The organism is Desulfonatronospira thiodismutans ASO3-1 (assembly GCF_000174435.1).
Taxonomy (GTDB): domain Bacteria; phylum Desulfobacterota; class Desulfovibrionia; order Desulfovibrionales; family Desulfonatronovibrionaceae; genus Desulfonatronospira; species Desulfonatronospira thiodismutans.
In genome coordinates this window covers 702,531-716,211 of record NZ_ACJN02000003.1, presented here as the reverse complement: position 1 = coordinate 716,211, position 13,681 = coordinate 702,531, and the positions used below count along the sequence as shown (strand labels likewise).

The following is a 13,681-nucleotide window of genomic DNA, read 5'->3' as shown; positions in this document are numbered from 1 at the left end:
TGCTTGGTGTTTGGGGTTTGATTAATCTAAAACCCGTCTTCCAGTCCGGGGCTGACCAGGGCGGGATAAGTATCCGCTTCCACTACGGCAGGCGAGGGGGCGTTGAGTACGTTTACGGTGCGGCCGTTTATCTCCAGGCGGTTCTGGGCCAGCCATTGTACGGCCTGGGGGAAGATCCTGTGCTCCAGGGCCAGGATGCGCGAGCCCAGGGATTTTTCATCGTCCCCGGCCAGGGCCGGAACCGCGGCCTGGATAATGATGGGACCGTGATCCATTTTTTCATCCACAAAATGGATGCTGCACCCGGAAAGCTTGACTGCGTATTCTGCAGCCTGCTTCTGGGCATGGACTCCGGGAAAGGCCGGCTGGATGCTGGGATGGATGTTTAATATGTTGCCGGGAAAGGCGTTTATCAAGACCGGGGTGATGATGCGCATGAATCCGGCCAGGATTACGCCGTCGGCTCCGCTGTCCTGGATCACCCGCACCAGGGCGGCGTCGAAGTCTTCCCTGGAAGGGTAGTCTTTGTGCTCAATAACCGTAGTGGACAGGCCGTGCCTTTCGGCCCGCTCCAGACCAGAGACTCCTGGTTTATTGCTTATGACCCGGGTAATGCGGGCATCCAGAACGTTTTGCTCTATGCGGTCAATGATGGCCTGCAGGTTGGACCCTGAACCGGATATGAGAACTGCTATTTTGTATGGCATATTGTATTCCAGGCTTTTATTGGTTTTCCGCTTCACGCAAGCGGCGCATTACGCGATCCCAGTCCACTGAAACCTCAGGTACGGCCATGCAGCGGGTGGTGTCCTTGAGTTCCATTACTTCCGGCTTGCCGTATGCATTGTCTTCCAGCCTGTAAACCATGACCAGTCCGTCAGTGGGGTGAACTATCCAGTATTCACTGACCCCGCTTTTTTCGTAGAGCTCGCGTTTGCGTATCTGGTCATGCCCGGCAGTGGACGGGGAGACGATTTCGATTATCCATTCCGGTGCTCCGCGGATGTTTTTTTCCCGGATTTTGTCCGGATCGCAGACGATGACCAGGTCGGGCTGGACCACAGTGTCGGTTTCCTCGTCGGCTTCCAGACCGCGGGGCAGAAGTACGTCCACAGGTGCCGGCAGCACCCGGCAGGAGGAGTCTTCGAGAACTTCATCAATCTGCCGGGCCAGTCCCAGAAGGATCTGCTGGTGAATTATCAGCGGGGCCGGAGTCATGTCGTAAACAGTGCCGTAAATGATCTCCAGGCGCTTGTCCGGGGGCCAGTGCAGATAGTCCCGGTAAGTAAAAAATTCCTGTTCATGTCTGGGTTGCGCCATTCCCATACCTGCCCTCCATGCTGGATTTTATAAGTACAGGATTACCCCGCCCGGATCTGTCTGTCAACGGACTTTGCAGAAACTAAGAATTATCCCCCCTTTTGCCTGCATCTTCCAGCAGGACATTCACCAGCCCGGGAATGGTATAATCTTCAGGGACAATGTCTGCTTCCAGACCGAAACCATTCAAGGTCCCGGCTGTTACCGGGCCGATGCACACCAGCCTCAGGCCCTGATCCTGGTGCCTGGCCACCTCACCGGGCTGAACCAGGGAAAAGAAGTTTTCCACTGTGGAGGAACTGGTAAAGGTGATGTAGCTGATACTGCCTTCCTGCATGGCTTCCAGGATGCTCTGGCCGCTTTCCTGGGCCAGTCCGGTCTGGTAAACCGGCAGGACATGCACATCCGCACCTGCCTTTTCCAGTTCCTGAGGCAGGACCTCCCTGGCTACTTTCGCCCGGGGGATGAGTACTTTTTTACCCTGCACTCCAAGGTCTAAAAGTCCCTGAACCACGGATTCGGCCACATACTTGTCCGGAACAAAATCAGGGCGGATGCCCCGATGTTCCAGGGCCTGGGCTGTGGCCGGGCCAATGGCCGCCACCTTCCTGCCTCCCAGGGCCCGGGAATCTAAGCCGGCCCGCTCCAGTTCCGCCCAGAAATAAAGCACTCCATTGACCGAGGTGAACACCAGCCAGTCATAACCGGACAGATGGGATATGGCCTGTTGTACATCTGAATAATCCGGCAGGGACTGGATCTCTATGGTGGGAAACTCATAGCAGCAGGCCCCCAGTTCCCGGAGCTGTTCCAGCAGACCGCTGGCCTGCTCCCTGGCCCGGGTGACCACCACGCCTCTGCCTAAGAGGGGCAGTTTTTCAAACCAGTTGAGCTCATCTCTTAAGCGGACCACATGTCCCACCACCAGGAGGGACGGGGGCTTGAAGCCCTGATCCACGGCCTGGCCGGGGATGTCCTGTATGGTGGAGACCATGGACCTGTGCATGCATGTGGTGCCCCAGCGAACCAGGGCTGCAGGGGTTTGCGGGTCCATGCCGGCCTGGATGAGGCTGTGGCTGATGTGCTGCAGATTCTTGACCCCCATGAAAAAGACCAGGGTGCTGGTGCCGGTGGCCAGGCTGGCCCAGTTGTGGGCGCTTTCAGGCTTGTCCGGGTCTTCGTGTCCGGTGATAAAAGAGACAGAAGAAGCGTACCTGCGGTGAGTCAGGGGGATTCCGGCGTAGGCCGGGGCAGCCACGGCCGAGGTCACTCCGGGGATGATCTCAAAGTCTATGCCCGCCTGAAGGAGTTCCTGGGCTTCTTCGGCCCCGCGCCCGAATACATAAGGGTCGCCGCCTTTGAGCCGGGCTACATGGTTGCCGCTGCCGGCCCGGTCCACCAGGAGCTGGTTGATGCCTTCCTGGCTCAGGGTATGATCGCCGCCTTTCTTGCCCACGTAAATAAGTTCTGCATCCTTTCTGCAGAATTTCAGAAAGTCCTCGTTGGCCAAATAGTCGTAGACCACCACGTCGGCCATGGACAAAAGGTCCCTGGCCCTCAATGTCAAAAGCCCGGGATCACCTGGGCCGGCACCTATGAGATATACTTTGCCCATATATTGTTCTTTCTCCTGTAACTGTTCACAGCCATATCGATATGTGCTCCAGCGGTCCGGGGATTCGGCAAACAGGACGTAAAAACTCGCTCCAAGGCAGCGTAAATCAAAACCTCTGCAAGTTTTTCTAAACTTTAAAATTTTCTATATAATGCTTTGAATCAAAATCGGTGTTTTACGGTTTTGATCAACGCTGCCTACGTCGCTCAGATCCCGCACTTACTTTCTGGCAAATTTTGATTTGAAAACTGGGCAGACGTAGAAAAAGTAAGTGCGGGACCCTGTTTGCCGAACCCCCGGACCCTGACTCTTCACCCAAATATGTAGGGGGTGACCGGACTGTATCCGGTGATGAATTTTTACTTACTCCTGCTGTATGCCTTCAAGGCGGGTGTAAAGGGCCTGGAGTTTTTCCTTTTCCTCCCGGATGCGATTTGCCTTGGCCTGCTCCTTTTCCACCACATCCGCAGGGGCATTGTTTAAAAATCCCGGGTTTTCCAGTTTTTTGCCCACCACGCTTAGGTCTTTTTCCAGTTTGCCCAGTTCCTTCTGCAGTCTGGCCAGTTCGCTCTGGATGTCCACCACACCTTTTAGAGGTACAAAGAGTTCATACCCCTTGACTACAGCTGCCCCGCAGCCCCTGGGGGGCTCAAGGTCCATGCCGGTCTGCATGTCCCCCAGTCCGGCCAGGCCCTGGATAAGATCCCTGTGTTTCATCAGAAAATCCCTGTCCGGGCCATCCACCTGCATCAAAAGCTCCAGCTTGAGGCCCGGGGCGATGTTGAGCTCGCTTCTGATGCCGCGCACAGCCGTGACCACCTGCTGCAGGAATTCCATGTTGTCCGCGGCCTCAGGGAAGCTGCACTGCGGCCTTTTTTCCGGGTAGAGTTCCCGGCTCAGATCCTGGTTTTCCCTGCCCGGGAGCCTGCTCCAGATTTCCTGGGTGGCAAAGGGTATCATGGGGTGCAAAAGGATGATGATTTCGGATAATACCTGCGAGAGGTTGCTTCTGGCCTGTTCTTTTGCTGCTTCATCCTCCCCGTAAAGCTCAGGCTTTATGAGTTCCAGGTACCAGTCGCAAAAGGAGTGCCATACGAACTGATACATGGTCTGGGCCGCGTCATTGAAGCGGTAGTTTTCCACTGCATCCCGGACCCGGTCCTTGACCTCTTCCAGGCGGTGCAGAATCCACTGGTGAGCCAGTCCGTCCACTGCAGATGCATGGAATCTGCGGGGCGGCTCCTGCAGATGCATGAGGCTGAAGCGGGCCGCGTTCCAGATTTTGTTGATGAAGTGGCGGTAACCTTCCACCCGGTCCTCGCTCATCTTGATGTCCCGGCCCATGGCCGCCAGGGAGGTCAGGGTGAAGCGGAAGGCATCGGTGCCGTACTTGTCCATCATGAGCAGGGGGTCGATGACGTTGCCCTTGGACTTGCTCATCTTCTGCCCGGAGGCGTCCCGGACCAGGGCGTGGATGTATACGTCCCTGAAGGGTACCTGCTCCATGAAGTGAACACCCATCATCATCATGCGGGCCACCCAGAAAAAAAGGATATCAAAGGCGGTGACCAGAACAGAGGTGGGGTAGAATTTCTGCAGGTCTCTGGTGTCATCCGGCCAGCCCAGGGTGGAGAAAGGCCACAGGGCCGAGGAAAACCAGGTGTCCAGCACGTCCTGGTCCTGCTCCAGCCTGGAGCTTTCACACCTGGTGCATACGGTGGGATCTTCCTTAGTGACCATGAGCTCTCCGCAGTCCAGGCAGGTCCAGGCCGGAATGCGGTGTCCCCACCAGATCTGCCTGGAGATGCACCAGTCCCGGATGTTGTCCATCCATTCAAAATATGTCTTGGCCCACTGTCCGGGCACAATACGCGTATCCCCGCTGGATACAGCATCCCGGGCCTTGCTGGCCAGGGGGCCGACTTTGACGAACCACTGCCTGGATACATAGGGCTCCAAGACGGCGCTGCAGCGGTAGCAGTGCCCCACGCTGTGTCTGTGAGCTGCAGAGCTTTCCAGGAGGTCTTTTTCCTTTAATTCCTGCAGGATTTTTTTGCGGCACTCCATGCGGTCCAGCCCGGCGAACTGTTCGCCGGCCTCCGGGGTCATTGCGCCCAGATCGTCTATGACCTGGATGAGTTCCAGGCCGTGTTTGCGGCCCAGTTCAAAGTCGTTGGGATCGTGGGCGGGAGTGATTTTCAGACACCCGGTGCCGAACTCCATGTCCACGTATTCGTCACCTATGATGGGCAGTCTGCGGTTTAAAAAGGGCAGGACAGCGTTTTTGCCGATAAGGTGCCTGTAGCGCTCGTCTTCCGGGTTTACTGCTACTGCGGTGTCCCCCAGCATGGTCTCAGGGCGCGTGGTGGCCACCACTAAGTGTCCGGAGCCGTCCTCCAGGGGATAGCGCAGATGGTAAAGCCCACCGTCAACCTCGGAGTATTCCATTTCCAGATCGGACAGGGCCGTGTGGCAGCGGATGCACCAGTTGATGATGTAATCCCCCTGGTAAATAAGTCCCTGTTCATAAAGTTTTACAAATACTTCACGCACTGCCCGGGAAAGCCCGTCGTCCATAGTGAAGCGAAGCCGGCTCCAGTCCACGGAAGCACCTATACGGCTTATCTGGTTCAGGATTTTGCCGCCGTACTCTTCCTTCCACTGCCAGACCTGCCGGACGAATTCCTCCCGGCCCAGGTCCTGCCTGGTTGTGCCCTGTGCGGCCAGTGATTTTTCCACCACGTTCTGGGTGGCGATGCCGGCATGGTCGGTGCCCGGCACCCAGAGTACGTCATAACCCTGCTGGCGATGATAGCGGCACAGGATATCCTGCAGGGTCAGGTTCAGGGCATGGCCCATGTGCAGTGTGCCCGTGACATTGGGCGGGGGGATGACTATGCTGTAGGATTTGCCACCGGGCTCATCCGAAGGAGTGAAGCTCTGGTTGTCATTCCAGTAATCTATCCATTTTTTTTCCACGTCCCGGGGCTCAAAACCCTTGGGCAGACTCTCTGGCATCTCAAACTCCGTATATTTGACAGGGATTTACCAACAGGGATTAACGATCTGCGGGCTGCAGCGCTTGCTGAATGCAAAAGTGCTCTATTATACTTAAAGGCGCTCATCGTCAAATACACAGAAAGAGACAGTCCCGGGACAACCGGGACCACCCGGTACCTTCTGGGACGGGCAAAAAAGCTTTACCCATGCCGGCGGCATAGCAGGATGGTAAACATTCAGGGGGTCCTCGGTGGTGATTACTGTCCCCAGGACGATTGCGGCATCCTCTGAAGGTTACCCAGGATGTCCTGTGTGCAGGCCTTGAAGTCCCAAAATCTGCCCGGCAGGGCTATGCAATGCCCAGGGCCTGGTCCAGCTCGTCTTTTCTAAAGCCCACTATCACCCTGTCTCCCACCAGAATGGTGGGAAAGCTGGCGGCGGGATTATATTTCTTCAGTTCTGCCAGGGTGTTGTTACGTTCTTCACCGGTGAGCCAGTCTACGTGTACCGGTGTGTATTTTACACTGCACTGATCCAGGTATTCCTTGGCTTTTTTGCAGTGGATGCAGGTGCTAAGGGCAAAAATTTTTACTTCCTGGGACATGATGGACTCCTTGTCTGAAGGGTTTTTATTAGAGAAAAAGTCTACAGGCCAGGCAGAAAATGTCAAAAACTTATTTATTTGAAAAGCCATGGGCTTGAGTTAAATACATGGAAACAGCAGGCGGATTCCCGCTTCACTACGTTAAAAAAATAATGTACCCATTCTGGGAAACAGTGGCACTGAAACATGATTCAGCCAGGAAAAACGGTGCAGCATGGAGATTGTCTTTTGGGGGGCCAGGGGGTCCATTCCGGTATGCGGGCCTGAATATGTCAGGTACGGCGGGGAAACCACCTGCGTGGAAGTCAGAAATGACCAGGGCGGCAGGATCATCCTGGATGCCGGTACAGGTATTCGAAGGCTGGGGGCCGTCTTGCTCAAGGAGCAGGCTTTAAAGACAGATCTTTTTTTCACCCATACCCACTGGGATCATATTATGGGGCTGCCGTTTTTTCAGCCCCTGTATCAGCCGGGGTTCAGCATCAATCTGTATGGTCAGCCCCGGCTGCAGGGGGACATACACAGGCTGGTATTCAAGGATCTTTTCAGACCGCCGCATTTTCCAGTTCCCTACAGCCGGGTTATGTCGCAGATTAATTACCAGGAGTTCCAGGGCGGGGTGGAGGTGCAGGGGTTTTACCTGGAGACCATCGCCCTGTCCCATCCCAACCTGGGTCAGGGGTTCAGGATCAGCAGCAGCGGCAGGACGTTTGTCTTTCTCACGGATAACGAACTGGGATATTGTCACCGGGGCGGGGCTTCTTTTGAGGAGTATGTCCGGTTTGCCCGGGACGCTGATCTGCTGGTGCACGACAGCGAGTTTACCCCTGAAGAGTACAGGCAAAAAACGGGCTGGGGACATTCAACCTGTATGCAGGCCATGGAACTTGCTGCAGCATCCAGAGTCAAGCGCCTGGGCCTTTTTCATCACAACCAGGACAGAAATGATGACGGTGTAGATCAGATGGTGCAGGATTGTGCCGGGGAAATCAGCGGAAAAGGACTGGCCCTGGAATGTTTCGGGGTGTTCCAGGGCCAGGCTGTAAGGCTTTGAAAAACTATATGTATGCCTTTACCTTGTGCATCAGCCGCAGGAGCTGGTTGCAGAAGCCGGCTTCGTTGTCATACCAGATAATCAGCTTGACCTGAGTGTCGTCCATGACCGAGGTCAGCGGTCCATCCACCACGCCGCCATAGGTGCTGCCGTTATAATCCACGGAAACCAGGGGAACCTCGGTGTATCCCAGGGCGTCCTTCTGCGCCCCCTGAGATGCTGCCTGCAGGGCCTGGTTGACTTCCTGAGCGGTGGTCTTCTTTTCCACTTCCACTACCAGGTCCACTAAGGATACATTGGCCGTGGGTACACGGACCGCCATGCCGTCCAGTTTGCCCTTGAGTTCGGGAATGACCTGGGTGACCATGCGGGCCGCCCCGGTGGTTGTGGGAATCATGGACATGGCCGCGGCCCTGGCCCGGCGGATATCCTTGTGGGAGCCGTCCAGGATTCTCTGGCTCATGGTATAAGAGTGGATTGTGGTCATGAGACCGTGCTTGATGCCGAAGCTGTCATGCAGCACTCTGGCGGCCGGAGCCAGGCAGTTGGTGGTGCAGGAGGCGTTGGAGATGATCTTGTCCTCGGGGCGCAGATCCTTGTCGTTTACTCCCACCACGATGGTATTGTCCGGGTTTTTGCCCGGGGCGCTTATGAGTACTTTTTTGGCCCCGCAGGAAAGGTGCTTTTCATTGCTCTCCCGGTCAGTGAACTTGCCTGTGGTCTCCAGGACCATGTCTGTGCCCAGATCCCCCCAGGACCATTCACCCGGTCCCTGCCTGGTGACCAGGACCTGATTGCCGTCTACGGTGAAGCCCTTGTCATTGGCCTGGACTTCGCCCGGAAAAGTACCGTGTACTGAATCATATTTGAACAAATGTGCCAGGTCCTGGTTGTCTGCCCTGGCGTTTATGGCCACCAGCTGCAGTTCCTGGTTGCCGGCAAGCAACCTGGTCATGTATCTGCCGATGCGGCCGAAACCGTTGATTCCTACTTTGAATGCCATTTTTCTCTCCTTGAAAGTTTGTAGTGTTTTAATTTTAAAGAGCTTGTCTCATCTTATCTCACGCAAAGTCGCGAAGAAGAGGTTCTCTCTACTCCTTGGCGTCTTAGCGCCTTGGCGTGATGCCTCTTTTTTTATCTTGAAAGAAGTATCCCACGCAAAGACGCAAAGTCGCGAAGAAGAGGTTCTCTCTACTCCTTGGCGTCTTAGCGCCTTGGCGTGATGCCTCTTTTTTTATCTTGAAAGAAGTATCCCACGCAAAGACGCAAAAGGCGCGAAGAAGAGGTTAAATCTTGCCGGAAGATCCAAGCACATTTTTTATCTTGTGCTGGACCATTTCCTGCACTGCTTCCCTGGCCGGTCCCAGGTACTTGCGGGGATCGAATTCCTGAGGCTTTTCATGAAAGAATTTGCGGATAACCGCGGTCATGGCCAGCCTGATGTCGGTGTCGATATTGATTTTGCATACTCCTGACTTGGCGGCCCGGCGCAGAAAATCCTCTGGAACGCCTTTGGCGTCGGAGACCTGTCCGCCGTAACGGTTGGCCATGTCGATGAACTCCGGTAGTACCGAGGATGCCCCGTGCAGCACCAGGGGGTATCCGGGGAGTCTGGATGAGATCTGTTCCAGGCGGTCAAAGTCCAGGGTAGGTTCGCCCTTGAACTTGTAGGCCCCGTGACTGGTGCCTATGGCAATGGCCAGGGAGTCGCAGCCGGTACGTTCCACGAATTCCACCGCTTCATCCGGGTCGGTGAAGACGTTTTCCGCAGAGCTGACCTCGTCCTCCACACCGGCCAGGCGGCCCAGCTCGGCTTCCACCCATACTCCCTGTCCATGGGCGCATTCCACAACCTGCTTTGTCAGGGCTATGTTTTCCTCAAAGGGCAGATGGGAGCCGTCAATCATGACCGAGGTGAAGCCGTCGCTTATTACATCGCGGCAGATCTCGAAGTTCTGACCATGGTCCAGATGCAGGACCACGGGCAGGTCCGATTCCTTGAGGGCGGCCTCCATGAGCTTCATGATGTAGTTTTGTCCGGCATATTTCCGGGCGCCTGCGGATACCTGGAGAATAAGCGGCGACTGCTCGGCTTCTCCGGCCTTCATTATTCCCTGGATGATCTCCATGTTGTTGACGTTGAAGGCGCCGATGGCGTAACCGTCCTGATAAGCCTTGTCGAACATTTCTTTGGGTGATGTCAGGGGCATATGTCCTCCTTAGGGTCTTGGGTGAAAAAAGGTATAGCACTGCATGCAGAGGATATTTGCCGGCTCTGGAAAAAAACCGGGGGCTCTTCTGCAGAACATCCAGCTACATTTGAAAATCAGGGCTGTATATTAACAGATGAGAGGGCCTCTTGCAACTCATCCATGACTTCATGATTGGTGAGTTCAAACTGAAGCGGGGTCAGGGTGATATAGTTTTCGCTGAGCAGGGCCCGGTCGGCTTCAGGGTCCACCCGGTGCATGGGAATTTCTCCGCCCAGCCAGTAATAAGGATTTCCCCTGGGGTCTTCCCGGAGCTGATAAAAATCCCGGTAGACCACGGTGGTCTGCGGACACAGCCTGACTCCCCTGGCTTCGTGTACTTCACAGGCGGGAAAATTCAGATTCAAAACATTTTGATATGGAAGCCTGGTCCAGTCAAAACGCTGGATAAAGGCCTGCACCCAGTGGGCCTGGTGTGAAAGGTCCAGGGGGCGGAAATCATCGATGGATACGGCCAGGGAGGGTACGCCGGCCAGGGCTCCCTCGGTGGCGGCGGATACCGTCCCGGAATAGAGGATATCTATACCTACGTTGGCCCCGTTGTTTATGCCCGAGACGATAAGGTCCGGCTTCTTCTGGAGGTGAAAGTGCATGGCCCATTTTACGCAGTCCACCGGGGTGCCGGAGATGCCCAGTCCCTTGAAATTGTTCTCGCGGATTTTTTTTACTTTTATGGGTGAGAAAATGGTCAGGGAGTGGCCCACAGCGCTTTGTTCGGTCATGGGGGCAACAACGTGCACCTTGTGTCCTGCCCCGGCAAGGGCAGTAAACAGTGCCTTCAATCCCAGGGCGTGTATGCCGTCGTCGTTGGTTAAGAGAATTTCCATTTTTCCGGAGCCTCTGGATACTCTTTTTTGGCCCGGTTGAAACCGGAGTTGAAGGCCTTGATATTTATATCCACGATTTTCTGGGGCAGGATTTCCTTGAGACTCTTGCGTACAGAAGTGGCCCGCATAAATGGGATGAAGTGCGTCAGAGCGCCCAGGGCCACGATGTTCGTGGTCTGCACCAGGCCCACTTTCTGAGCCATGGTGGTGAAGGGCAGTCCCCAGAAAATATTGGTGGGAGTCTGTCCCACCAGGGAAGTGTCCACCAGCAAAAATCCTTCGGTCTTAAGATCTCCGAAATACTTGTTGCAGGCCTCCTGGCTCAGGGAGACAAGAAGATCCAGGCATATTGTCTTGGGGTAACTTATCTTGCCGGTGCTTATGACCAGGTCGCATCGGCTGGCTCCTCCACGGGCTTCCGGTCCGTAGCTCTGGGTCTGGGTGACTTCATAACCGTGATCCAGGGCCAGGGCCTGCCCCATGATGCGGCCCAGGGTGAGTATGCCCTGGCCGCCCAGGCCGGATAAGCGGACCTCAAATCTGTCCAGATGCAGATCGTTTGACATCAGCTTTCTCCTCTGAGGCTTTTGCGCATGCGGGCGTATTTATCTTCCAGCCCTTCGCAGTCCCTTTTTTCAAATATGCCTGTAGCAATGGCCTTTTCCTGTTTTTCCGGGGACAGTTCCCTGTATTTCTCCAGTGGAGTGGAACTTTTCTGCAGCCATTTGTACATGTCCACACAGGTCTTGAATCTGTTTTTGCGTCCATACTGAGTATGGCAGGGGCTTAATATTTCTACAAGTCCGAAACCGGGATGCATGACCGCTTCAGAGATCATGGAGTCCATGGCGGAAGCCTGCATCACTGTAGTGCGGGCCACGAAACTTGCGCCGCAGACCTTGGTCACCCGGGATATGTCGAATTCGTCCTCGAGCTGTCCAAAGGGAGTGGTCGTGGAAAAACTGCCCATAGGTGTGGTGCAGGAGCTCTGCCCTCCGGTCATACCGTATATATGGTTGTTGAGCACCAGGGCGGTGACTCCTATGTTGCGCCTGGCTGCGTGGATGAGGTGATTGCCTCCGATGGACAGGGCATCTCCGTCGCCCATGATCACTATGACCTTGAGCCTGGGATTGGCCAGCTTGATGCCGGTGGCAAAGGTCAGGGCACGTCCGTGGGTGGTGTGTATGGTGTTGAAATCCACGTAAACAGGTATCCTGCCTGAACAGCCTATTCCGGCCACCAGGACCACGTCGTCCTTGGCCAGGCCCATGGAATGTATGGAGCGGATAAGTGAGCCCAGGACAATGCCGTGCCCGCAGCCGGGGCAGAATACATGGGGAAATCTCTTGGAATGCCTGAGATAATTGTGAATCAGCTGGGTTACTTTGGCCATGATTTCAACCTTTTAGTATTTTGCTCAGGATCTGTCCGGGTGTGATGATCTGCCCGTCGACCCGGTTCAGGGTGATGATCTTGCTCTGCGTGGCATTGACGCGCTTGATCTCGCGCGACATCTGGCCCATGTTCATTTCCGGAACCACTACGTTGCTGCATTGCCGCAGCATTTTTTCCACGGCAGGCCTGGGGAAAGGAAACAGTGTCTTGAGCTTGAGCAGTCCGGCCCTGACCCCCCGTTCCCGGGCCTGTTGCACTGCAAGCTCGGCAGATCTGGCCACGCACCCGTAGGCTATAATGCAAATCTCAGCGTCTTGGCACTGGATCTCATCCACCATCTGGATGTCGTAGAAAAACTGGTCTATCTTGCGGAAAAGGCGGTGCATTATGTGCTCCACCTCTCTGGGATTGGAAGTGGGGTAGCCGTGATCGTCGTGGATAAGTCCGGTAACATGATAGCGGTAACCCGCCCCAAGAGGAGGCATGGCAGCAACCCCTCGCATGTTGTCTTCGTAGGGCATGTACCATTCAGGGGGCATGCTGGGGGTAAGCCTGGTGTATATGTTTATATCCTCTGGGTCCGGCAGGCTGATCTTTTCCCTGGTATGAGCGGTGATCTCATCCAGGAGAAGGATCACCGGGGTACGGTATTTTTCAGCATAGTTAAATGCCGTCACCGTCATTCTCAGGCATTCCTGCACATCACTTGCGGACAAAACAATTATGGGATGATCCCCGTGGGTGCCCCACCTGGCCTGCTGCACATCCCCCTGGGCCGGGTTGGTGGGCATCCCGGTGCTTGGGCCGGCCCGCATGACATTGACCAGGACCAGGGGGACCTCGGTAATTGATGCATAGCCTATATGTTCCTGCATCAGTGAAAATCCAGGGCCGGAAGTTGCGGTCATGGCCTTGCGTCCGGCCAGGGATGCTCCGATTACCGCTCCCAGGCCGGCAATCTCATCCTCCATCTGGATGAAAGCTCCACCGCGCAGGTGAGGCAGCCTGGAGGCCATCTCTTCGGCTATTTCAGTGGAAGGGGTGATGGGGTAGCCTGCATAAAAGGTGCAGCCAGCTATCAAAGCGCCTTCCACCACAGCCTCGTTGCCCAGGGCGAATATTTCAGTGGTTTTGTTTTTACGCGATCTGGCGGCCATTTAAAACCTGCCTTTATAATATGTTGCAGAGTTTACGTGGAGTTGCTGTTTCTTATTCTATGCAGCTCTTCCCGGGTAGCCGGGGCTACATCGTCTATGTTGGCCTCAAAGGGTGTACGTTCATCCTTGGGATAGACCATAATGGCGAAATCCGGGCAATGGATCTCACAGAATCCGCAATTGATGCAATCGTCTTCCCTGTCAACACGGACCTTTCCCTGTTTGTCCACGCTCAGGACTTTGTTCGGGCAAAAGGCTGCACATATGCCGCACCCTTTGCACCAGTCCAGAAAGACCTTGACCTTGCTTTCCCCTTTTTTTCTGGTCATAGTTTATCCTTGTTAATCAAGTGCTGTCCTTGTAATATCTTTTCAGTTTGCTTGTTTGAGAGCCCGGCACGGCCATCGGGGTTTTTTAAAAATCACTGCAGCGGCAG

At 55.1% G+C, this 13,681-nt stretch carries 13 protein-coding genes; 1 reads left to right on the top strand and 12 read right to left on the bottom strand.

Annotated elements, in window-relative coordinates:
* Positions 1–26 precede the first annotated feature (26 nt).
* The 5 genes from purN to DTHIO_RS15150 all read right to left on the bottom strand — a co-directional run bounded on the left by purN (position 27) and on the right by DTHIO_RS15150 (position 6,539).
* Complete coding sequence (gene purN / locus DTHIO_RS15170; protein WP_008871139.1) at positions 27–707, bottom strand: phosphoribosylglycinamide formyltransferase; 681 nt, start codon at positions 705–707, stop codon at positions 27–29.
* A gap of 16 nt (positions 708–723) precedes the next feature.
* Complete coding sequence (locus tag DTHIO_RS15165; RefSeq protein ID WP_008871138.1) at positions 724–1,326, bottom strand: Uma2 family endonuclease; 603 nt, start codon at positions 1,324–1,326, stop codon at positions 724–726.
* 76 nt (positions 1,327–1,402) lie between these two features.
* Positions 1,403–2,935, bottom strand: a complete 1,533-nt coding sequence (gene cobA / locus DTHIO_RS15160; protein ID WP_008871137.1) for a uroporphyrinogen-III C-methyltransferase — start codon at positions 2,933–2,935, stop codon at positions 1,403–1,405.
* Between the two features lie 363 nt (positions 2,936–3,298).
* Positions 3,299–5,953, bottom strand: coding sequence for a valine--tRNA ligase (locus DTHIO_RS15155; protein WP_008871136.1), 2,655 nt, complete (start codon positions 5,951–5,953; stop codon positions 3,299–3,301).
* A 331-nt stretch (positions 5,954–6,284) separates the two neighbouring features.
* Entirely contained in the window at positions 6,285–6,539 is a 255-nt protein-coding gene (locus tag DTHIO_RS15150; RefSeq protein ID WP_008871135.1) for a glutaredoxin family protein, read from the bottom strand.
* A 214-nt stretch (positions 6,540–6,753) separates the two neighbouring features.
* On the opposite strand from DTHIO_RS15150, the gene DTHIO_RS15145 reads away from it, so the two are divergent.
* The gene (locus DTHIO_RS15145; RefSeq protein WP_008871134.1) at positions 6,754–7,593 is read left to right on the top strand and encodes an MBL fold metallo-hydrolase; all 840 of its coding nucleotides are present in this window, start codon (positions 6,754–6,756) and stop codon (positions 7,591–7,593) included.
* Positions 7,594–7,597: 4 nt separating this feature from the next.
* On the opposite strand, the gene gap is transcribed toward DTHIO_RS15145, so the two are convergent.
* The 7 genes from gap to DTHIO_RS15110 all read right to left on the bottom strand — a co-directional run bounded on the left by gap (position 7,598) and on the right by DTHIO_RS15110 (position 13,574).
* Positions 7,598–8,596, bottom strand: coding sequence for a type I glyceraldehyde-3-phosphate dehydrogenase (gene gap, locus DTHIO_RS15140; protein ID WP_008871133.1), 999 nt, complete (start codon positions 8,594–8,596; stop codon positions 7,598–7,600).
* A 283-nt stretch (positions 8,597–8,879) separates the two neighbouring features.
* Complete coding sequence (fba, locus tag DTHIO_RS15135) at positions 8,880–9,803, bottom strand: class II fructose-1,6-bisphosphate aldolase (protein WP_008871132.1); 924 nt, start codon at positions 9,801–9,803, stop codon at positions 8,880–8,882.
* 116 nt (positions 9,804–9,919) lie between these two features.
* Positions 9,920–10,690, bottom strand: a complete 771-nt coding sequence (surE, locus tag DTHIO_RS15130) for a 5'/3'-nucleotidase SurE (protein WP_008871131.1) — start codon at positions 10,688–10,690, stop codon at positions 9,920–9,922.
* Positions 10,675–11,256: a 2-oxoacid:acceptor oxidoreductase family protein gene (locus DTHIO_RS15125; protein WP_008871130.1), complete on the bottom strand. Its 582-nt coding sequence runs from the start codon at positions 11,254–11,256 to the stop codon at positions 10,675–10,677. Before DTHIO_RS15125 ends, surE begins: the two co-directional genes overlap by 16 nt.
* Positions 11,256–12,086 carry a 2-oxoacid:ferredoxin oxidoreductase subunit beta gene (locus DTHIO_RS15120; RefSeq protein ID WP_008871129.1) on the bottom strand — a complete coding sequence of 277 codons (831 nt, stop codon included), beginning with the start codon at positions 12,084–12,086 and terminating at the stop codon, positions 11,256–11,258. The genes DTHIO_RS15125 and DTHIO_RS15120 overlap by 1 nt, the downstream gene beginning before the upstream one ends.
* A gap of 4 nt (positions 12,087–12,090) precedes the next feature.
* Positions 12,091–13,245 (bottom strand): 2-oxoacid:acceptor oxidoreductase subunit alpha, encoded by a 1,155-nt coding sequence (locus DTHIO_RS15115; protein ID WP_008871128.1) that lies wholly within the window; start codon positions 13,243–13,245, stop codon positions 12,091–12,093.
* Between the two features lie 32 nt (positions 13,246–13,277).
* Positions 13,278–13,574, bottom strand: a complete 297-nt coding sequence (locus DTHIO_RS15110) for a 4Fe-4S dicluster domain-containing protein (RefSeq protein ID WP_008871127.1) — start codon at positions 13,572–13,574, stop codon at positions 13,278–13,280.
* Positions 13,575–13,681 lie beyond the last annotated feature (107 nt).